The following is a 20,188-nucleotide window of genomic DNA, read 5'->3' on the forward strand; positions in this document are numbered from 1 at the left end:
AGCAGCAAAGCAACGCCTTTATAATACGGAATTTCATTTGACGAGCCTACCCGATCTCCCCGTTACCCGCATTCTGCCGGAACTCGACGCTGCCATGAACAGCCATGCAAGTGCGGTTCTGGTTGCACCTCCCGGCGCGGGTAAGACGACGCTGGTGCCGCTGCATTTTTTAAATGCCAGCTGGCGCGGCGACGGCATGATTGTGCTGCTCGAACCGCGTCGTCTCGCCGCCCGCGCAGCGGCCCGCCGCATGGCGCAGCTCTTGGGCGAAGAGCCGGGCGAAACGGTCGGCTATCGTATGCGCCTTGAAAGCAAGGTCTCGGCCAAGACCAAAATTCTTGTTGTCACTGAGGGCGTTTTTGCACGCATGATTCTTGATGATCCCGACCTCAATGGCATTGCCGCCGTTCTGTTCGATGAGTTTCATGAACGCAGCCTTGATGCCGATTTTGGTCTGGCGCTGACGCTCGATGTGCAGGCCGCTTTGCGCGACGATTTAAAAATTCTCGTCATGTCGGCAACGCTGGATGGTGCGCGTGTGGCCTCACTTTTGGGCGATGCACCCATTATCGAGAGCGAAGGCCGCGCTTTCCCCGTCGATATTCGTCATCGCGAACGCAAGCCTGACGAACGCATTGAAGATGCGATGGTGAAAGCCATTCGCGAAGCGCTGGCCGACGAAACCGGCAGCATTCTTGCCTTTCTTCCCGGTCAGGGCGAGATTGAACGCACGGCTGGCGTTCTAGAGAAATTTCTTCCTGCCAATATCATTTTGGCCCCGCTTTATGGCGCGATGGAAGGCCGTGATCAGGATGCGGCAATCAAGCCAGCGCCCGCAGGCCATCGCAAGGTCGTGCTGGCGACCTCGATTGCCGAGACCTCCATCACAATTGATGGCGTTCGGGTGGTGATCGATTCAGGTCTTGCCCGCCTGCCAAAATATGAACCCGCCACCGGCCTGACCCGCCTCGAAACCGTGCGCACTTCGCGTGCGAGTGCAGATCAACGCGCTGGTCGTGCCGGACGTACTGAGCCGGGTATCGCAATCCGCCTCTGGCATCAGGGACAGACCGCAGCACTTCCCGCGTTCTCTCCACCCGAAATTCTTGAAGCCGATCTTTCCGGCCTCGTGCTCGATGCGGCGGCATGGGGTGTCACTGATCCCGCAACCTTATCACTGCTCGACAAGCCCCCGGCACCGGCATTGAAAGAAGCCAAAGCGCTGCTCATGCGGCTCGGTGCGCTTGATGAAACAGGGCGACTGACATCGGACGGCGAGGCGATGCGGTCACTCGCACTTCCTGCACGTTTGGCGCATATGGTGGCGGAAGCGGGCAAACGCGGTGAGGCTTCGCGGGCAGCAGAGCTTGCAGTGCTTTTGACTGAGCGCGGCCTTGGCGGCAATGAAACCGACCTCGACACGCGCATGTCGCGCTTCCGCAATGATCGATCCGATCGTGCGCAACGCGCCAAAGGACTAGCGAAACGTCTGGCTGCAAATGTGCCTAACAAAGGCGAAGCAGCAGGTTCCAGTGTTGGCCGTATGCTCATCGACGCCTATCCAGACCGTATCGCCAAGGCGCGTGGAGCAACGGGGCAATTTCTGCTGGCCAATGGCCGCGGCGGTGAGGTCGATCCGGCGATCAGCCTTAGCCGTGCGCCATGGCTTGTGGTGGCAGATATGTCGGGCAAGGCAGGCCGCGCACGCGTACTTTCTGCGGCTGAAGTCTCAGAAACCGAAATCCGCACTGCTCTTGGCAACAAGATCGAAAGCGGCCGCCAAGTCGTCTATGACGCAGAAAAGAACGCGCTGCGTGCGCGTGAAGCTGTTCGCATTGGCGCCATCGCCTTGTCGGAAAAACCGCTTGCCGCCCCTTCCGGCGTGAGCGCCGATGAAGGCGTGATCGCTGCCGTGCGCGAGCACGGACTGCAAATCCTTCCATGGGGCAAAGAGGCAGAAATCCTGCGTCGTCGTCTGGGCTGGCTCTATCGCGGCCTTGGTGATCCGTGGCCGTCAATGGATGATGAGCATCTGATCGAGCGTCTTGATGACTGGCTTTTGCCATTTCTTACGGGTGAGTCACAACTCAACCGTATCCCGGCGCATGTGCTGAAAAACGGTCTGATGAGCCTTGTGCCATTCGACATGCAGCGCAGCGTCGATAGACTGGCCCCGACACATTTCGAAGTGCCGACTGGCTCCAATATTCCCATTCGATACGATGCGGAGGAGCCGATCCTTGCCGTGCGTGTACAGGAGCTGTTCGGCCTTGGCATTCACCCGGCAATTGCCAATGGCAAAGTACCCCTTTTGCTGGAACTGCTTTCCCCCGCCCACCGCCCGATCCAGATCACGCGTGACCTGCCGGGCTTTTGGCAAGGTTCATGGGCCGATGTGCGCACGGATATGCGTGGCCGCTATCCGCGCCATGTCTGGCCGGAAGATCCGGCCAATGCGCAAGCTACCAGCCGCGCTAAGCCTCGCGGCACTTAAGCATGCAGAACGACGCTCACTTCGTCTTCATCGCGAATGTCAAGATGATTGCGTATCCGCTTATCTGAGATCAGTTCCAGACAGTCATGCATGTGTGATCCCACACGCCGGAAAACCCAAACTGGCATCGACCGCGACTTGGCGTAAAGTGTGGCTCGCCATGCTTGTCCCATGCCTCGACGTGGCTTGAAAAGCTTGCGCCTAAGGCTGTTATTTTCAATCCTATCTTGCGGGATCACCAAGGTTGGCGGAACCAAACCACGGTCCAGCGCCTTCAATCTGCTGCGGCGGCTTTTCAGTGCCTCGGGAAATTCGACGATTTGAACATTGAGTGATCCAGCCGCAAATTCTTCCGGCCAATCAACGGGTGAATCGGCCAAATTTTGTTTTCCCGGAATGATCAGCTCGGAATGCCTCCCAAGCCCCGAAGATATCTTCCCCCTGAAGATAACCATGCGTGCCCTCCTACGCGTGTAGAGGGCATCATAAATTATTCACAAAATTGACACAATTTAATCACGTCCACCCTGACGGCAATGTGATTGCAGCCCAAATCCCCGTAAATGCGGGGTTATGGCCTATTGCTTGTTAAGCTGCGACTGGATGACACAGTTCTACTTGCATGAATATTTGCGCTGTCGCATAAGGAGCCGAAGGTGGCTTCGCTTTATCCAGCGCAATGGATATGCTTTTCTTAAAGCGAGGCTGTCTTGAAATTTGGTGGAATTTTTGGGAGTGGCCATGCACGCAGAATTCGATAATCGCGCTTCCAATCTCTCACGCAGGCCGCGTCTTACCACATTGGTACGTTTGCGCTGGTTGGCGATTGCCGGACAGACGGCAGCCGTGATGTTTGTGGCGCTTTATCTGCAATTCAGCTTTTCCATCAGCATTTGCCTCGCACTGATAGCATCGTCCGCGTGGCTTAATCTCTATCTGGCGTTTCGCTTTCCAAACACTCACCGACTTAATCCCGAAGCGGCAAGTCTGGTGCTTGCCTTTGATATTTTGCAACTCGCAGGCCTGCTTTATCTAACCGGCGGCGTACAAAACCCGTTTATCATTCTGGTGATTGCACCTGTAATTATCTCTGCAACATCGCTTTCGGTACGGCACACGCTGGCTCTGGCTTTGCTTGCGGTGTTCTGCACTTCGTTTCTGATATTTTATCACCGGCCTTTGCCTTGGTATCCGGGCGAGATGCTGGTTCTCCCATTCCTCTTTGTGGCCGGTATCTGGTGTGCAATCGTTTCGGCGCTCGGCTTTACTGGCGTTTATGCCTATCGTATCGCTGAGGAAACGCGTCAGCTGGGTGATGCATTAACCGCCACCGAACTGATATTGCAGCGCGAACAGCATTTGACTGCCCTTGATGGTCTTGCCGCTGCTGCTGCCCATGAGCTGGGCACCCCGCTTGCCACCATCACGCTGGTGGTCAAAGAAATGCAGCGCACTTACGCTAAAAAGCCGGATAGTGATCCCGCATTGGCGGAAGACATTGCGCTTCTGCAGTCGCAGGCGGCGCGGTGTCGTGAAATCCTGCAACGTCTGACCAGCCTTTCTTCGGAAAACGAAGAGCATATGTCACGCTTGCCGTTCTCTTCACTGATTGAAGAAGTGATTGAGCCGCATCGCAACTTTGGTGTCGTGCTTGATGTTTCCAAGCTCGATGGGCCAAAGCCCGAACCTGTTGTGCGGCGCAATCCAGGCTTGCTGTACGGCCTTGGTAATCTCATTGAAAACGCCGTCGATTTTGCGCGTGAAGAGGTCAGCGTGACATGGGGATGGACGGACACCAATGTGACCGTTCTTATTCAGGATGATGGCGAAGGCTTCAAACCGGAAATTCTTGACCGAATCGGTGAACCTTACATGAGCAGTCGCGACGGCAGTCAAAATGGCGGCGGTGGGCTTGGTCTGGGACTTTTTATCGCAAAAACCTTGCTCGAACGCTCTGGTGCACAGATCAGTTTCAAAAATCGCAAAAATCCTGGTCAGGGAGCCGAGGTAAAGGTGGTTTGGCCACGCTCTGCATTTGCACTAAGCTAATGAATATGCTCGATAATCTTTATTAGATTATGGGTGACATTGGCGAGCTATAATGCCCAAATATAAAATCATTTTTATATGGAAAACCTAAAAAAGACTTTGCGAAAACAACAGTTTGCCTTGTTTCTGTTTGTCAATTTTTTGCAAGGATTGCTTCAACAATTCAATGGCTATTTGACTTTTTGACGCAGGGGTATCAATAAAGGAACAAAAATACAGGCAGGAAGCACCCCATGGAAGACTTGAAGCAGGAAGACACCGAAGCCATTGGCAACGATCCAACCCTTCTTCTGGTTGATGACGATAAGCCTTTCTTGCAGCGCCTTGCCCGCGCCATGGAAGGTCGGGGCTTTCAGGTGACCACTGCGGAATCCGTTGAAGAAGGCATTGCCGCTGCGAAAGCCGCGGCCCCCGCTTATGCTGTGGTCGATATGCGCCTTGGTGACGGAAACGGCCTTGATGTGATCGAAGCCATCCGCACCCGCCGTACCGATACCCGTGCGATTGTACTCACCGGCTACGGAAATATTGCGACAGCAGTAAACGCGGTGAAGCTTGGCGCGATTGATTATCTGTCCAAGCCAGCCGATGCGGATGAAGTTTTTGCAGCACTTACCCGTCGCCCGGGCGAAAAGATTGCACCGCCGGAAAACCCAATGTCTGCCGACCGGGTTCGCTGGGAGCATATTCAGCGGGTTTATGAAATGTGCGAGCGCAATGTTTCTGAAACCGCGCGTCGTCTCAATATGCACCGCCGTACTTTGCAGCGCATTCTGGCAAAGCGCGCGCCTCGTTAAAGCATATCGCGGAAAAGTGGGAACCGATTTTCCGATCACGATATGCCTAAAAACAAAGAGTTAATCAATATCGGTTTCAGGCACGTCTAAACCTGCTAATTCAGCAATTGTCAGCCTTGCCGCACTTGATCTCGCAAAGCGTAACATCAGCGCTTTGCGGGTAGCGCCCGGCAGTTTGTGTTCCGGTGCATCGCGCAGGATTTCCGCGCCATACCCATCCGATAAAATAAACCCGCAGTCTTCTGGAAATATTTCGCTTGGCACGCTCGGATGCGTCGCAAAAAACAGACGATCGCAATAGGCGCGATAGTCTGGCCATTTGCGATCGGCCTTCCAGTCTTCAATGGACGACTTGATTTCGACGATCCAGATTTCGCCTTTGCGGCTAACCGCAATAAGGTCTGCGCGCCTGCCTGAAGCGAGAGACAGCTCCGGCAAAGTTGCCAGTCCCATTTCCAAAAAAAGACGCTGAACACCGCGCCGCACAAGCATGGCATTTTCGGATTGGCGACCGTCGGAAAGTGGGTGTGTTTTGTTGGGAATCACGATTGGCATGAGTGCATTTTGCGCGTGAAAAACGTCCAAAACAATTGAAAAACACTCAAAAACCAGCGGCAAACCTAGTACGAGATTGTGAAACCAATGGCGAGATTATGGCTAAATAATGAATTTTCAATTTACGGTTAACGCTTGGTTAACAATACTCCCTCATCTTTGCGTATGAATGAGCGATTCGCTCCTGATGATGGTCTTTTCAATCTGGGGAATTTTCATGAAGTCTCGCGTCTTGCAGTTGACCGCAGCCCTTCTTCTTGGTGGCGCCCTTACTGGCTGCTCCACAGTCGGCGGCACCTTCTACACCGCGTCCTATTCTTCGGTCAGCGACGCTGGCTACACAATTCCAGCTATTCCGAATGAGAAGATCCCGCAGCAATATCGCCGTCAGATCGTCAAGTATCAGACCAATGAGGTGCCGGGCACAATCATTGTGGAAACCGGCGAAAAGTTTCTTTATCTGGTGCAGCCAGACGGAAAGGCGATGCGCTACGGTATCGGTGTAGGTCGTGAAGGTTTCGGCTGGAACGGGACGGCACGCGTTGCGATGAAGCGTGAATGGCCGACATGGACACCTCCATCTGCAATGATCAAGCGTCAGCCTGAACTGGCAAAATACCGCAATGGTATGGGACCGGGCCTCAAGAATCCTTTGGGTGCACGCGCGCTCTATCTCTACAATAAGGGCGGCGACACCGGCTATCGTATTCATGGAACACCAGAATGGTGGTCGATTGGCAAGGCCATGTCATCGGGATGCGTTCGCATGATGAATCAGGATATCATTGATCTTTACGAGCGCACCGAGCAGGGTGCCAAAGTTATAGTCCGATAACAGACGATATGAAAAAGGCCGCTGAAAAGCGGCCTTTTTATTGCGATTTCTATAAGATCAGATCTGCTCAACCTGCTGAACTTCCGGCACAAAATGACGCAGAAGATTCTGAATGCCGTGCTTGAGTGTTGCGGTCGATGATGGGCAGCCAGAGCAGGCACCCTTCATGTGCAGAAACACAGTGCCGTTTTCGAAACCGCGGAATGTGATGTCACCACCGTCCTGAGCCACAGCTGGGCGGACGCGTGTTTCGATCAGTTCCTTGATAGTATCAACGATTTCAGTGTCGGCCTTATCGAAGAATTCTTCTTCTTCATCGGTCTTGGCAGCATCAACGCCAGTGTTGCCTGCCATGACAGGAGCGCCCGACATGAAATGTTCCATGATGGTGCCAAGGATAGCAGGCTTCAAATGCTGCCATTCGCCGTCTTCTTTGGTCACCGTGATAAAATCAAAGCCAAAGAAGACGCCGGTTACGCCCGGAACGGCAAACAGCTTGGCTGCGAGTGGCGAAGTGTTGCCAGCGCTGGCTGCATCGCGAAAATCGGCGGTGCCTTCAGGCATAACGACCTTGCCGGGCAGGAACTTGAGGGTTGCCGGGTTTGGCGTGGTCTCGGTCTGGATGAACATGTCCGTTCTCCGCTTTCAATATCAGAAGCTTTTCGTAAGCATGGATGCGCGTTTAAGCAAGCCTCATCTCAAAAGGCGCATGCGCGTTACGATCAATATAGGGTGATTATGTCACCGCATCAATGTCTTCATCGGAAAGACCTGCCGGAATGACGGTCACCGGAATCTGGAATTGCGCACGATTGGCAAGAGATTGCACAAGAGGGCCGGGGCCTTCGTTGCCCGAACCTGCCGCCAGAACGAGGATAGCAATATCCTGATCTTCCTCAATCAGGCTCGGCAGCTCTTCTGTTATCCGGCCTTCACGAATGATCAGTTCGGGATCAATGCCCTGTTCTTCGCGAACTTTTGCAGCAAACTTCTCAAGCGTTGAACGCGCACGTTCTTCTGCCTCGGCACGCATGATCTCGCCAACGCCAAGGATTTGCTGGAAATCTGAATTGTCGATGACGAAAAGCATGACGAGCGCGCCATTGGAGTTTTTAGCGCGGCGTGCAGCATAGGCAACAGCACGCCCGCATTCGGGCGTCTCGTCGATAACGGCAAGAAACTTGCGTCGATGTCCGGTTTCCCGGCTAAGTCGTTTTGATACCATGGCGATAATGTGGCATTCTCGAAGGCTACCTGCAAGCTGGTAGCCTTCGAATTTGATTAGGACCTTTTGAGATTCCGGTTATAGCGTGCCGAAAATTGTGATCATCGAGCACCGGAGCGCAGTGTACTTAAAGGTACATGAGCACCGGAGCACAGAAGATCGCAATTTCCAGGCCGCTAGAGCTGGAATCTAGTCTTGCAGCCAGCCGATAATGTCGCGTACATGGCGCATATTGGTCTCTGCAATCGCGCTTGCACGTTCGCCACCATCCTTCAAAACGCTGTCGATATAGGCAGGATCAGCCACCAAACGGCGCATTTCATGGGTGATTGGCGAGAGTTTCGCGACTGCCAGATCGGCAAGCGCCGTTTTGAATTCTGAGAATTGGCGTCCGCCAAATTCAGCCAGAATGTCTTCCTTCGACTTGGACGAAAGGGCTGCATAGATTCCAACAAGATTGTCAGCTTCCGGGCGACCTGTGAGGCCATCGAGTTCCGTTGGCAAGCCATCCGAATCGGTTTTTGCCTTGCGGATCTTTTTGTTAATGGTGTCTTCATCGTCGATCAGATTGATGCGCGACAGGTCAGATGGATCGGACTTCGACATTTTCTTAGTGCCATCACGCAGTGACATAATACGCATAGCCGGGCCTGAAATCATCGGCTCGGTCAGCGGGAAGAAACCCGAAACCTGTTCGTCGCCCACCTGCATATCCACGCCGATACCAAGGGCAGCAATACGGTCGGAATAGTCGTTGTTGAACTTCTGTGCGATGTCGCGGGTCAGTTCCAGATGCTGCTTCTGATCTTCTCCGACCGGCACATGGGTTGCGCGATAAAGCAGAATGTCTGCAGCCATCAGGCTTGGATAGGCGAAGAGGCCCAGCGATGCATTTTCGCGGTCTTTACCAGCCTTGTCTTTAAACTGCGTCATGCGGCTCATCCAGCCCATGCGCGCCACACAGTTGAAAACCCAAGCGAGTTCGGCATGCTGACGCACGCGGCTCTGATTGAACACGATGCTGCGTTTAGGGTCGATGCCTGCCGCAATAAATGCAGCTGTCACTTCGCGGGTTGACTGCATCAGTTCAGCCGGATCGGGCGAAACGGTCAGCGCATGCATATCGACAACACAGTAGATGCATTCCTGCGTCTCCTGCACTTCGACCCACCGCTTGATCGCACCCAGATAATTTCCAAGGTGAAGGTTTCCGGTCGGTTGAACGCCGGAGAAGACAAGCGGTTTGAACGTGCTCATGATTATATCCTGATGTTGGCCTTCGCCGGTGGAGAGCGAAGGGCACTAATTTTGATGCGGTGTTTTCGCAGAGCTGCGAGTACCTTTCAAGGTCTATTATACTTCGCTCTCGGGCTCTTTCTTGGTGGCACCGCGCTTGATGCCGCGACGTATCATCGCCGTATTTGCACCACCAAGCCCAAAGGCCAGCGCAAAATAGACAACCATCGCCGCCAAAACCATGGCCGCTAGAGTTCCGGCGCGCACACCAAAGGATGATGCTGATGAAAGCTCATGCGAAAAATAGCCAATGGCAAAATGAATGCCGATAGCCATAACGCCAGCGGCAATCAGCAGGCGCGGAATGCGGGTGAGCAATGGAATATCATTGCCCCAATGCCCACGCTTTATCAGCATTACAAACAGCAGTGCCGCATTGATCCAGCCCGCTGTGATTTCTGCAATGGCGATGCCGGTCGGTCCCATACGCGGAAACAGGGTGAGGGCTAGTGTTATATTCACCGCAACCGAAATGGCTGCAAAGATCATTGGTGTGCGGGTGTCTTCACGGGCAAAAAAGCCCGGAAGAAAAGCTTTGATCAGCACATAAGCTGGCAGGCCGATGCCGTAAATTGCCAGAATGCTGGAAACAACGAGCGTTGATTCTGCGCTGAACTGTCCGCGCTCAAACAACAGTCGAACAATCGGCTCTGACATGACCAAAAGAGCAGCCGCAGCCGGAAGGGTGAGAAACAGTGTGAATTCAACCGAGCGGTTTTGCAGGTTCGATGCTTCTTTCATATGCCCGCCGCGCAAAGCGCGTGAGAGTTCCGGCAGAAGTACGGTCGCAACCGCAATCCCCACTACGCCTAGTGGCAACTGGTAAATGCGGTCGGCATAAACAAGCGAGGAAACTGCACCCTCCATACCCGACGCAATATTGGTGTTGATCAGCAGATTAATCTGCGTGATGCCACCGGTGATCGCTGCTGGAAATGCCAGAACGAGCAGCCGTTTGACGCCGGGCGTCAGACGCGGACGCCGAAAACCGATTTTAATGCCTGCAACGCGCACGTCGATCCAGACGATAGCAAGCTGAACCAGACCCGCGGCCATCACACCCCATGACAGCGCATAGCCGACGGCAAGCGCGTCATATCCCTGCCACCAGCTGAAGGCGAGAACTGCAATGAGGATGATGTTGAGAAAGACTGGCGCCACTGCTGCTGCGAAATAGCGATGCAGCGAATTGAGCATTCCCGCCATCATTGACGCCAGCGACATACAGGCAAGATAGGGGAACATGATCACGGCGAGCCGAACCGTATTGTCAAACTTCACCGGATCATCGGTGAAGCCCGGCGCAATGACGGTGCGCACGATAAACGGCATTGACAGTTCCATGACAATCGTAATGAACATCAGAACCGTGAAGAGTACGCCAAACACTTCTTCCGAAAAGCGACGGGCACCGTCCATGCCGTTCTTCTCGATCTCTTTTGAAAATAGAGGCACGAAGGCAGTATTGAACGCGCCTTCGGCAAACAGTCTGCGGAAAGTATTCGGGAACCGGAACGCCGCATTGAACGCATCCGCAACCGGACCAGTACCGAGAGCCGCTGCCATAAACATTTCACGCGTGAAACCGAAAATGCGGCTCATTAGCGTGCCAGATGCAACGGTAGCGAACTTTTTGACCAAACTCATTGAATTGAAATACCTATATTATGCTGCTGCGCGGCCATTGGTCTTAGCAGTATTTTCGCCGCTAAGGACGGCAGTAAGTTTGCGCCTGATATTACCCTGACGCGTCGCGTTTGAAATCTTGTGCCCGACCAGATCAGTGACATAGAAACTGTCGATCACTTTCTCGCCGAAAGTCGTGATATGCGCCGAAGCAATATCCAGTGACAAGTCAGAAATAAGGCCAGTCAATTCTGACAAAAGGCCGGGACGATCCAAACCTTCCACTTCAATGACGGTGAACTTATCGGATAAAGTGTTGTTGATTTCAACGCGCGGCTCGACCTTGAAAGCCTTTGCGCCACGTTTGGGCTTGGTGCGTTTGGCAAGCACATCCGGCAGATGTGATTTGCCCGAGAGTACATCTTCGATCACCTTGCCGACACGCTCTGCACGACGGCGTTCGTCTTCGTCTGTGTCAAATTCGCGGTTGATGAGAATTGTATCGAGCGCACGACCGTCGCCTGTAGTGAAGATCTGCGCGTCGACAATGTTGCCGCCAGCAGCAGCGCAAGCGCCGGTGATGATCGACAAAAGACGCGGATGATCGGGCGCAAGCACGGTTATTTCCGTGACAGCTTCAAATGTATGGGGTTTTGCCATGGTGGCGAGCACACGCCCATTACGGTCCGTTTCACGGATGAAATGCGCGTGGCGAACCTGATCCTCAAGACTGACGGTCAGGAAATAATTGGTGTAATGCAGGCCAAGATATGCTTCGCGCTCGGCTTCCGGCCAGTCGCTCAATTTTTCAGCCAAGTCTGCACGGGCCTGTCGGTCGCGATCAGCACGTGGCAGCTTGGAGAAGCCGCCTGTTAGCACCAGCTCGGTTTCATAAAAAAGCGTGCGCAGAAGCTGGCCTTTCCAGCCATTCCAAACGCCGGGGCCAACGCCTTTAATGTCGCAAACCGTCAGGATCAGCAGCAGCTTAAGCCGCTCCATCGTCTGCACGGTATCGGCAAAATCAACGATGGTTTTACGGTCGTTGAGATCGCGTGATTGCGCAACCATGCTCATGGTCAAATGCTCACGCACCAGCCATTCGACGGTTTTGGTTTCTGATGGCGAAAGCCCAAAACGCGGGCAAAGCTTTTTCGCAATACGTGCGCCAGCAATCGAATGATCTTCAGGGCGACCTTTGGCAATGTCATGCAAAAGCATGGCGACATAGAGCAAATTGCGATCACGCTTGATGGTGCCGACGAGGTGATTGGCGAGCGGATGCTCGTTTTCAAGATCGCCATGCTCAATCTCGGAAAGCACAGCAATGCAGCGCAGCAGATGCTCATCAACCGTGTAATGATGATACATATTGAACTGCATCATCGCGACGATCTTGCCAAAATCCGGGATGAATTTGCCCAGCACACCCGATTCATTCATGCGCCTGAGAATGAGTTCGGGGTTGCGTGGCGAGGTCAGCACTTCCAGAAACAGCTTGTTGGCTTCCGGGTTCTCACGCAGCTCCGTATTGATGAGTTTGAGCGAGCGAGTGAGCTGCTGCATCACATCGGGGTGAAATTCTAACCCAAGCTTATCAGCGAGCTGGAAAACACGAATTATATTGACCGGATCGCGCTTGAACACATCGGCATCGGCAATGTTGATACGATGATTTTCGGAGATGAAATCATTGGTGCCCGCAAGTTTGCGCTTGCGGTTGGAGAATGTGAGGAAGATACGGTTGAAGCCCGGCACATGCTTGGCCTGCTCTTCTTCCAATGCTGCACAAAGAATGCGCGTCAGATCGCCAACGTCTTTGGCGACGAGGAAGTAATGCTTCATGAAGCGTTCGACGTAGTTCTGGCCGGGATGGGCTGTGTAACCCAGACGCTGCGCAATTTCCGGCTGAATGTCGAAAGACAGACGCTCTTCGGCTTTCAGCGTTGCAAAATGCATGTGGCAGCGTACAGCCCAGAGAAAATCTTCAGCCTTATTGAAAAGCCTCAGTTCCGCGCGTGACAACACGCCAAGCTTGACCAGCTCTTCCTTGCTTTTGACGCGATAGAAATATTTGGCAATCCAGAACAGAGTATGCAGATCGCGCTGGCCGCCTTTGCCTTCTTTGACATTGGGCTCGACCAGATAGCGGGTTTCGCCTGCCTTACGGTGACGGTTATCACGCTCGGCAAGCTTGGCCTGAATGAATTCCGGACCTGTATTCTTGACCACTTCCTCGTCAAAACGCGCGACGAGCGAATTAAACAGATCGCGATTGCCGATGATAAAACGCGCATCGAGAATGGCGGTTCGGATCGTCATATCTTCGCGCGAAAGGCGGATGCATTCGTCGATATTGCGCGTGGAATGGCCGACCTTCAGCCCCATATCCCAGAGCATATAGAGCATATATTCAGCGACTTGCTCGCCCCACGGCGTTTGCTTGTAAGGTAGCAAAAACAGCAGATCGATGTCTGAGCCGGGAGCCAGTCCGCCGCGACCATATCCGCCGACAGCAACAATCGCCATGTTCTCGGCTTTGGATGGATTGAGCGCCGGATAAGCCTTGGTGCTGGCAAATTCAAAAAGAGCGCTGATCAGCGTATCCATGAGATAGGAAAGACGTCGCACGCAAAGCGAGCCGCCGCCATCTTTCATCAGCATGTTTTCCGCAACGCCACGACCGCGAACGAGCGCATCTTTCAGCGCATGCAAAACCACCTTGCGGACAGGCAGGCTCGTATAGCTTTCGTCGGCTGAATCCGCGAGTTCGTTGATCTTGCGACGCAGCGTTTCGGGATTGACGATTTCTTCAAGCTTCAGGTCGTGTGCGCTCATGCGGCTTGTATGTCCGGCGTTTTGGGAGGGAACTGACGGAACTATCCTATAGCCGGTTTTAAATTGTATGAATATTCAAAAGAAACAGCCGGGCATTGCCCGGCTGTTTAGCATTTCATTCGTCTTTTCAGTTGCCAGCATTATAGGCAGCGATTGCCGCCATATTGACAATGTCGGTATCTTTCGCACCGATGCTGACGATCTGTGCTGGTTTGTCGAGACCAACGAGCAGCGGGCCGATAATGGTCGCCCCGCCCAGTTCCTGGAGCATATTGGCTGCAATTGATGCCGAATGATTATCCGGTGTGACGATGACATTGGCCGGACCCGACAGGCGGATGAACGGATACCGCTCCATCAGCTTTGGGTTCAGCGCCACGTCTGCGCTCATTTCGCCGTCAAACTCGAAATCGACATGACGCGTGTTGAGAATACGCACGGCTTCCTGAATGCGCGCCGAGCTTTCGCCGCCCATATGACCAAATGTCGAAAACGCAGTGAGTGCCACGCGTGGCACATAGCCCATGCGACGCGCCATGCCTGCGGCTTCCACCGCAATATCGGCGAGTTCTTCAGCGGTTGGCTTTTCGTGAACGGCAGTATCGGCGATGAACACAGTGCGACCACGGCAAAGCGCAATGGAAACACCAACCAGACGATGGCCCGGCTTTGAGTCGATAACGCGGCGCACGTCTTCAAGGCCCGTGGCGTAATTACGGGTGATGCCCGTTACCATGCCATCCGCATCGCCAAGTGCAACCATGCAAGCCGCGAAATGATTGCGATCATTGTTGATCAGGCGATGGCAATCGCGCGTCAGATAGCCTTTGCGCTGAAGCTTCTCATAGAGATAATCAGCATAGGCCGCGTTGCGGCTCGACAAGCGCGCATTGATGATTTCAATGCCCGGACGGTTGAGATCAAGACCCGCTTCCTTGGCCGTTTCTGCAACACGCTCTTCGCGGCCAACCAGAATGGCAGTGCCAAGGCCCTGATTAACATAGGAAACAGCGGCGCGCATTGTTGGCTCTTCTTCGCCTTCGGCAAAGACGATGCGCTTTGGCTGACGGCGCACGCGCTCATAAATGCCTCGTAATGTCGAAGCAATTGGATCACGACGCGCAAGCAGTTCCTGCTTGTAGCCTTCAATGTCTTCGATGGCGCGACCGGCCACACCCGTTTCCATCGCGGCCTTGGCAACGGCTGCGGAAACGGTTGCCAGCAAGCGCGGATCGAATGGCACCGGAATGATATACTGCGGACCAAAGCGCGGACGGCTGCCCTGATAGGCGGCAACCACATCGTCCGGCACGTCTTCGCGTGCCAGATCCGCAATCGCGTAAACCGCTGCGATCTTCATCTCGTCATTGATCGTGGTTGCACGCACATCAAGCGCACCACGGAAAATATACGGGAAGCCGAGAACGTTGTTGACCTGATTTGGATAGTCCGAGCGGCCTGTGGCAACAATTGCATCGTCGCGCACTTCGGCAACGTCTTCCGGGGTCACTTCCGGGTCGGGATTGGCCATGGCGAAGATGATCGGATTTGGTGCCATTGAACGCACCATTTCCTTGGTCAGCGCGCCCTTTGCCGAAACGCCGAAGAAGATGTCGGCATCTTTCATGGCGTCTTCAAGCGAGCGCTTGGACGTTTTGATGGCATGCGCCGACTTCCACTGGTTCATGCCTTCTTCGCGGCCCTGATAAACGACACCTTTGGTGTCGCAGAGCGTGACGTTTTCAGACGGGAAACCGATGGCCTTGATGAGTTCGATACAGGCAATGCCTGCAGAGCCCGCGCCATTGCAGACGAGCTTGGTATTTTTGATGTCACGACCCGTCAAAAGCAGCGCATTGATCATGCCTGCTGCAGCAATGATTGCTGTGCCATGCTGGTCATCGTGGAAAACCGGAATATCCATCACTTCGCGCAGACGCTGTTCGATGATGAAGCAATCCGGTGCTTTGATGTCTTCGAGATTGATGCCGCCAAAGGATGGGCCGAGATAGCGCACGGCATTGATAAATTCATCAATGTTGGTCGTATCGACTTCCAAATCGATGGAATCCACATCCGCAAAGCGCTTGAAGAGGACGGCCTTGCCTTCCATCACAGGTTTGGAAGCCAGTGCGCCGAGATTGCCAAGGCCAAGAATGGCTGTACCGTTGGAAATGACCGCAACCAGATTGCCCTTGGCCGTATAATCATAGGCGGTGGCAGGGTTTTCGGCGATTGCCTTGACTGGCACTGCGACGCCCGGCGAATAGGCCAGCGACAGGTCGCGCTGCGTCATCATCGGCTTGGTGGGATTGATTTCCAGCTTTCCCGGACGGCCATGCGCGTGAAAGTCGAGCGCTTCCTTCTCACTGGCTGTGGGTGTGCGTTCTGGCGTGTTGCCCTTCGGCGTCGAGACTGGCATGTTCCCTCCGGTTTCTTCTGCGGGACGAATTCGATAGCGTCAGTCCGTAGGAGTGTAAACAGCGCATTTTGGAATAGATATGGATCCTAAAAAGCATGATATTGAACGTATTATGTCTTTAAATGGATTTAAATCGCAATAAATGAAGGTTTGGCATGGAAGCGAAGGTCGAAGAGAAACAGGTTGATGCGGATGAAAATAACACGCAGGAAACCGTTGTTCGCCTCACGCCCATGATGGAACAGTATATTGAGATCAAAGCTGCGAATGTTGATTCGCTGCTTTTCTACCGCATGGGCGACTTTTACGAGCTGTTTTTCGACGATGCGGTCGAGGCTTCCAAGGCACTGGGCATCACGCTGACCAAGCGTGGCAAGCATCTTGGCGAAGACATTCCGATGTGCGGCGTGCCGGTTCATGCTTCCGATGATTATCTGCAAAGACTGATTGCCAAAGGCTATCGCGTTGCGGTTTGCGAGCAGATTGAAGACCCGGCAGAGGCCAAGAAACGTGGCTCGAAATCAGTGGTTCGCCGCGATGTTATCCGGCTGGTAACGCCCGGCACAATCACTGAGGAAAAGCTGCTTGATCCGTCAGAAGCTAATTATCTGATGGCGCTTGGCCGCACCAAAGGCGACGGCGCGCTGGCTCTTGCCTGGATCGATATTTCCACCGGCACATTCCGTGTGTCGGAGACGAGCGAAGACCGGCTTTTTGCCGATGTGGCGCGTGTCGATCCGCGAGAGCTGATCGTGGCGGACACGGCATTTCATGATGCCGAGCTGCGTCCGACTTTTGATCTTATCGGCAAGGCGGTTATCCCGCAGCCTGCAACTCTGTTTGACAGTGCGGCCGCTGAAAATCGCATTCAGCGCTATTTCAATGTGGCGACACTGGATGGGTTCGGACAATTCAGCCGCTCTGAGCTTTCCGCCATTTCCGGTGCCATTGCCTATATTGAAAAGACGCAGATTGCCGAGCGTCCGCCGCTGATGCGGCCTGAACGCGAGCAGGAAGGCGGCACGATTTTCATCGATCCTGCCACCCGTGCAAGCCTTGAACTTGCCCGCACCATGTCCGGCAATCGCGAGGGCAGTCTGCTCAAGGCCATTGACCGCACGGTAACGGGCGGTGGTGCGCGGCTGATTGCCGAGCGTCTGACAGCACCTTTGACAGATCCGAAGGCGATTGCGCTGCGTCTTGATGCCGTTTCATGGTTTTTAAGCGAGCAATCGCTTTGCGAAGGGCTGCGGCTGGAGCTGAAAGGTGTGCCGGATATGCCGCGCGCACTGTCGCGTCTGGCGGTTGGTCGTGGTGGTCCGCGTGATTTGGGTGCTTTGCAGCGTGGTTTTGAAGCCTCCAACGGCATTGCTTCTATACTTGAAGGTACAATTCTGCCCGATGAACTGGCAGCGGCGCGTGAGGCCATTGAGGCATTGCCGGTCAGCTTTGCGGCGCACATTGATCGTGCGCTTGCTGACGAAATGCCGCTGCTAAAGCGCGATGGCGGGTTCGTGCGTGAAGGCTACAACACAGAACTCGATGAAATGCGTGCGCTGCGTGATCAGTCGCGCCGCGTGATTGCCGGACTTCAGGCCGACTATATCGAGGAAACCGGTATTAAGACGCTGAAAATCAAGCACAACAATGTGCTTGGTTATTTCATTGAAGTTACAGCCAATAATTCCGGCACTATGACCGATACGGTTGAAGCAAAGGGCCGCTTCATCCATCGCCAGACAATGGCCAATGCCATGCGTTTTACCACAACGGAACTGGCCGAGCTGGAAAGCAAAATCGCCAATGCGGCTGATCGTGCGCTTTCTATTGAACTTGCAATCTTTGAAGAACTAACAGCCGAAGCGGTCAGCCATGCCGATAGTATTCGTGCTGCTGCTGCTGCACTTTCCGTTTTCGATGTTTCAGCAGCACTTGCAATACTTGCCGATGAGCAGGGCTATTGTCGTCCGCTGGTCGATGACAGTCTGTCATTCAACATCGTCGCTGGCCGTCATCCGGTGGTGGAGCAGGCGCTGCGCCGTCAGGCGGCCAATCCGTTTGTGGCCAATGATTGTGATCTTTCACCACAGAAAGACGGCGGGAATGGCGCTATCTGGCTGCTCACAGGCCCGAATATGGGCGGTAAATCGACCTTCCTTCGTCAAAATGCGCTGATTGCGATCATGGCACAGATGGGTTCGTTTGTGCCTGCGGGTTCGGCGCAGATCGGTGTGGTGGACCGCTTGTTCAGCCGCGTTGGCGCGTCTGATGATCTGGCGCGCGGCCGTTCGACCTTCATGGTGGAAATGGTTGAAACAGCCGCTATTCTCAATCAGGCGGGCGAACGCTCGCTGGTCATTCTCGATGAGATTGGTCGCGGTACGGCAACCTTTGACGGGCTTTCGATTGCATGGGCTGCGGTTGAATATTTGCACGAAAAGAACCGCTGCCGCGCATTGTTTGCCACGCATTTTCATGAAATGACGGCACTTTCTGAAAAGCTCGACCGGTTGTCGAATGTCACCATGCGGGTCAAGGAATGGGACAATGATGTCGTGTTCCTGCATGAGGTGGCAAAGGGCGCGGCTGATCGTTCCTATGGCGTACAGGTTGCGCGCCTTGCCGGTCTTCCGGAAGCTGTCGTCAATCGTGCGCGTGATGTGCTCCATCAGCTCGAAGCTGGCGAAACATCGGGGAAGGCTGACAAGCTGATCGATGATCTGCCGCTGTTCTCAGTCGTGCTGAAACAGGAAAAGCCAAAGCCGCAGGTGAACGCAAAGGACAGCGAGTTGTCCAAGGCTGTTGCGGATATCAGCCCGGATGAGCTGACACCGCGTGAAGCACTTGAGCTGATTTATAAGCTGAAGGAATTGGCGGGCAGGGGATAAGGGCACTGCCCAGTCTGTTTGAGATTCTGGTTATGGTATGCCGAAAATGGTGTTTTTCGAGAACCGGAGCGCAGTGTACTTAAGGTACATGAGCACCGGAAGCGCAGAAAAAAGCCATTTGCAGGCCACCAGAACCAGAATATCTACAGACTAAACAAAGCGGTTTGCGTCCGCGCCGTAATACGTGATGTACCGGCTGGAAATACGCTCGATTGGCAGGATGATGAATACATCGGTCGTGCCGAAAGCTTCATCGATCACTGCGCCGTCACCGATCATGGCACCAAGGCGCAGATAGCCCTTCACCAGTGGTGGCATCGAAAACAGCGCAACCTTGGTGTTGATGGCTTCCTTCGGCATCAAATCCATTGGCTGATAGCGATGTGGTAGCGCGCGCACATCCCAGTCAGGCGTTGCACGGCAATTTTGATGCAAGAACGATAGTCCCAGCGCATGTGCAGCAGGCACGGCACCATGGAAGGATGCACAGCCAAACATCACATCAATCGAATGGCGGCGGCAATAAGCCCACGCACCCTGCCAGAGCAGTTCGACCGTACGCTTGGAGCGATATTCAGCTTTGACGCAAGAGCGACCAAGCTCGAGAAGTCTCAGATCAGGACGCGAAAGCGCCAGACGCTGCACGTCATATTCATCAGCCGAATAAAAGCCGAGTGCCTTTTCTGCCTGTTCGCTGCGCATCAGGCGATAGGTGCCGACAATCTGCTTGTGCTCAGGCACGGGCAGGGCGGTGTCGTAAACCAGAAGGTGATCGCAGATTGCGTCGAAACGGTCGGCGTCTCGCAATTCAACTTCTTCAATACTTTCCTTGCGGGCGCCTAACTCTTCAAAGAACACACGAAACCGCAGCTCCTGCGCGGCTTCAATCGCCTCGCGAGAATTTGCAAGTCGCACTTCGAGTGAACCAATGCGTCCCAAAACGATGGGAGCGCCGTTTGTCTCAAAAAGTGCCTGTTGTGCTTCTATACCCGACATGACCGTATCATCGATGATTTGCTGGCTCATTCCAAGCAGTGTTGACATGATGATTCGCTCCTAATTCCGTTTCCGCGCAGTCCCGAATGGCTTGCCCCGGCAACGGATGATTTGTTCCGTATTTGCCAAAGCAATAGTCGTTCAGTGCTACGCGAGGATGACAGAAGCGT

The 20,188-nt window shown here is 54.0% G+C and carries 14 protein-coding genes; 5 read left to right on the plus strand and 9 right to left on the minus strand.

Annotated elements, in window-relative coordinates; translation table 11 throughout:
- The first annotated feature begins 37 nt into the window (after positions 1–37).
- Positions 38–2,494, plus strand: coding sequence for an ATP-dependent helicase HrpB (hrpB, locus tag WH356_RS06195; RefSeq protein ID WP_339509314.1), 2,457 nt, complete (start codon positions 38–40; stop codon positions 2,492–2,494).
- On the opposite strand, the gene WH356_RS06200 is transcribed toward hrpB, so the two are convergent.
- Positions 2,491–2,874: a hypothetical protein gene (locus WH356_RS06200; RefSeq protein ID WP_339509315.1), complete on the minus strand. Its 384-nt coding sequence runs from the start codon at positions 2,872–2,874 to the stop codon at positions 2,491–2,493. The genes hrpB and WH356_RS06200 overlap by 4 nt on opposite strands.
- Before the next feature lie 361 nt (positions 2,875–3,235).
- On the opposite strand from WH356_RS06200, the gene WH356_RS06205 reads away from it, so the two are divergent.
- A complete protein-coding gene (locus WH356_RS06205; protein WP_339509316.1) occupies positions 3,236–4,543 on the plus strand; it encodes an ActS/PrrB/RegB family redox-sensitive histidine kinase in 1,308 nt (435 codons plus the stop codon).
- Between the two features lie 233 nt (positions 4,544–4,776).
- Positions 4,777–5,340, plus strand: coding sequence for a global response regulator transcription factor RegA (regA, locus tag WH356_RS06210; RefSeq protein ID WP_250039154.1), 564 nt, complete (start codon positions 4,777–4,779; stop codon positions 5,338–5,340).
- A 60-nt stretch (positions 5,341–5,400) separates the two neighbouring features.
- On the opposite strand, the gene WH356_RS06215 is transcribed toward regA, so the two are convergent.
- A complete protein-coding gene (locus WH356_RS06215) occupies positions 5,401–5,895 on the minus strand; it encodes an MmcB family DNA repair protein (protein WP_339509317.1) in 495 nt (164 codons plus the stop codon).
- A 217-nt stretch (positions 5,896–6,112) separates the two neighbouring features.
- Between WH356_RS06215 and WH356_RS06220 the strand changes: the two genes are divergently transcribed.
- Positions 6,113–6,730, plus strand: coding sequence for a L,D-transpeptidase (locus WH356_RS06220; RefSeq protein WP_339509318.1), 618 nt, complete (start codon positions 6,113–6,115; stop codon positions 6,728–6,730).
- Between the two features lie 57 nt (positions 6,731–6,787).
- On the opposite strand, the gene WH356_RS06225 is transcribed toward WH356_RS06220, so the two are convergent.
- The 6 genes from WH356_RS06225 to WH356_RS06250 all read right to left on the minus strand — a co-directional run bounded on the left by WH356_RS06225 (position 6,788) and on the right by WH356_RS06250 (position 16,134).
- Positions 6,788–7,360: a NifU family protein gene (locus WH356_RS06225; RefSeq protein ID WP_339509319.1), complete on the minus strand. Its 573-nt coding sequence runs from the start codon at positions 7,358–7,360 to the stop codon at positions 6,788–6,790.
- 106 nt (positions 7,361–7,466) lie between these two features.
- Positions 7,467–7,955, minus strand: a complete 489-nt coding sequence (locus tag WH356_RS06230; RefSeq protein ID WP_339509320.1) for a universal stress protein — start codon at positions 7,953–7,955, stop codon at positions 7,467–7,469.
- 189 nt (positions 7,956–8,144) lie between these two features.
- Positions 8,145–9,212 carry a tryptophan--tRNA ligase gene (trpS, locus tag WH356_RS06235; protein WP_339509321.1) on the minus strand — a complete coding sequence of 356 codons (1,068 nt, stop codon included), beginning with the start codon at positions 9,210–9,212 and terminating at the stop codon, positions 8,145–8,147.
- A gap of 96 nt (positions 9,213–9,308) precedes the next feature.
- Positions 9,309–10,898 carry a murein biosynthesis integral membrane protein MurJ gene (murJ, locus tag WH356_RS06240; protein WP_339509322.1) on the minus strand — a complete coding sequence of 530 codons (1,590 nt, stop codon included), beginning with the start codon at positions 10,896–10,898 and terminating at the stop codon, positions 9,309–9,311.
- A gap of 18 nt (positions 10,899–10,916) precedes the next feature.
- Positions 10,917–13,712, minus strand: coding sequence for a [protein-PII] uridylyltransferase (locus WH356_RS06245; RefSeq protein WP_339509323.1), 2,796 nt, complete (start codon positions 13,710–13,712; stop codon positions 10,917–10,919).
- A 127-nt stretch (positions 13,713–13,839) separates the two neighbouring features.
- On the minus strand, positions 13,840–16,134 hold the full coding sequence (locus WH356_RS06250; RefSeq protein WP_339509324.1) for an NADP-dependent malic enzyme: 2,295 nt from the start codon (positions 16,132–16,134) through the stop codon (positions 13,840–13,842).
- Between the two features lie 155 nt (positions 16,135–16,289).
- Here WH356_RS06250 and mutS point away from each other — a divergent pair, with 155 nt between their 5' ends.
- Positions 16,290–19,022, plus strand: a complete 2,733-nt coding sequence (mutS, locus tag WH356_RS06255) for a DNA mismatch repair protein MutS (protein WP_339509325.1) — start codon at positions 16,290–16,292, stop codon at positions 19,020–19,022.
- 150 nt (positions 19,023–19,172) lie between these two features.
- On the opposite strand, the gene WH356_RS06260 is transcribed toward mutS, so the two are convergent.
- Complete coding sequence (locus tag WH356_RS06260) at positions 19,173–20,066, minus strand: GNAT family N-acetyltransferase (protein ID WP_339509326.1); 894 nt, start codon at positions 20,064–20,066, stop codon at positions 19,173–19,175.
- Positions 20,067–20,188: the final 122 nt, after the last annotated feature.

It is taken from the genome of Ochrobactrum sp. MYb379 (assembly GCF_037479515.1).
GTDB lineage: Bacteria > Pseudomonadota > Alphaproteobacteria > Rhizobiales > Rhizobiaceae > Brucella.

What these genes read in the sequence shown, in the direction of transcription:
- WH356_RS06205 (WP_339509316.1), top strand. Translation starts at nt 3,236, where the DNA reads ATGCACGCAGAATTCGATAATCGCGCTTCCAATCTCTCACGCAGGCCG.
- regA (WP_250039154.1), top strand. Translation starts at nt 4,777, where the DNA reads ATGGAAGACTTGAAGCAGGAAGACACCGAAGCCATTGGCAACGATCCA.
- murJ (WP_339509322.1), bottom strand. Translation starts at nt 10,898, where the DNA reads ATGAGTTTGGTCAAAAAGTTCGCTACCGTTGCATCTGGCACGCTAATG.
- mutS (WP_339509325.1), top strand. Translation starts at nt 16,290, where the DNA reads ATGGAAGCGAAGGTCGAAGAGAAACAGGTTGATGCGGATGAAAATAAC.
- WH356_RS06230 (WP_339509320.1), bottom strand. Translation starts at nt 7,955, where the DNA reads ATGGTATCAAAACGACTTAGCCGGGAAACCGGACATCGACGCAAGTTT.
- WH356_RS06250 (WP_339509324.1), bottom strand. Translation starts at nt 16,134, where the DNA reads ATGCCAGTCTCGACGCCGAAGGGCAACACGCCAGAACGCACACCCACA.
- WH356_RS06260 (WP_339509326.1), bottom strand. Translation starts at nt 20,066, where the DNA reads ATGTCAACACTGCTTGGAATGAGCCAGCAAATCATCGATGATACGGTC.
- WH356_RS06225 (WP_339509319.1), bottom strand. Translation starts at nt 7,360, where the DNA reads ATGTTCATCCAGACCGAGACCACGCCAAACCCGGCAACCCTCAAGTTC.
- WH356_RS06215 (WP_339509317.1), bottom strand. Translation starts at nt 5,895, where the DNA reads ATGCCAATCGTGATTCCCAACAAAACACACCCACTTTCCGACGGTCGC.
- WH356_RS06220 (WP_339509318.1), top strand. Translation starts at nt 6,113, where the DNA reads ATGAAGTCTCGCGTCTTGCAGTTGACCGCAGCCCTTCTTCTTGGTGGC.
- trpS (WP_339509321.1), bottom strand. Translation starts at nt 9,212, where the DNA reads ATGAGCACGTTCAAACCGCTTGTCTTCTCCGGCGTTCAACCGACCGGA.
- WH356_RS06245 (WP_339509323.1), bottom strand. Translation starts at nt 13,712, where the DNA reads ATGAGCGCACACGACCTGAAGCTTGAAGAAATCGTCAATCCCGAAACG.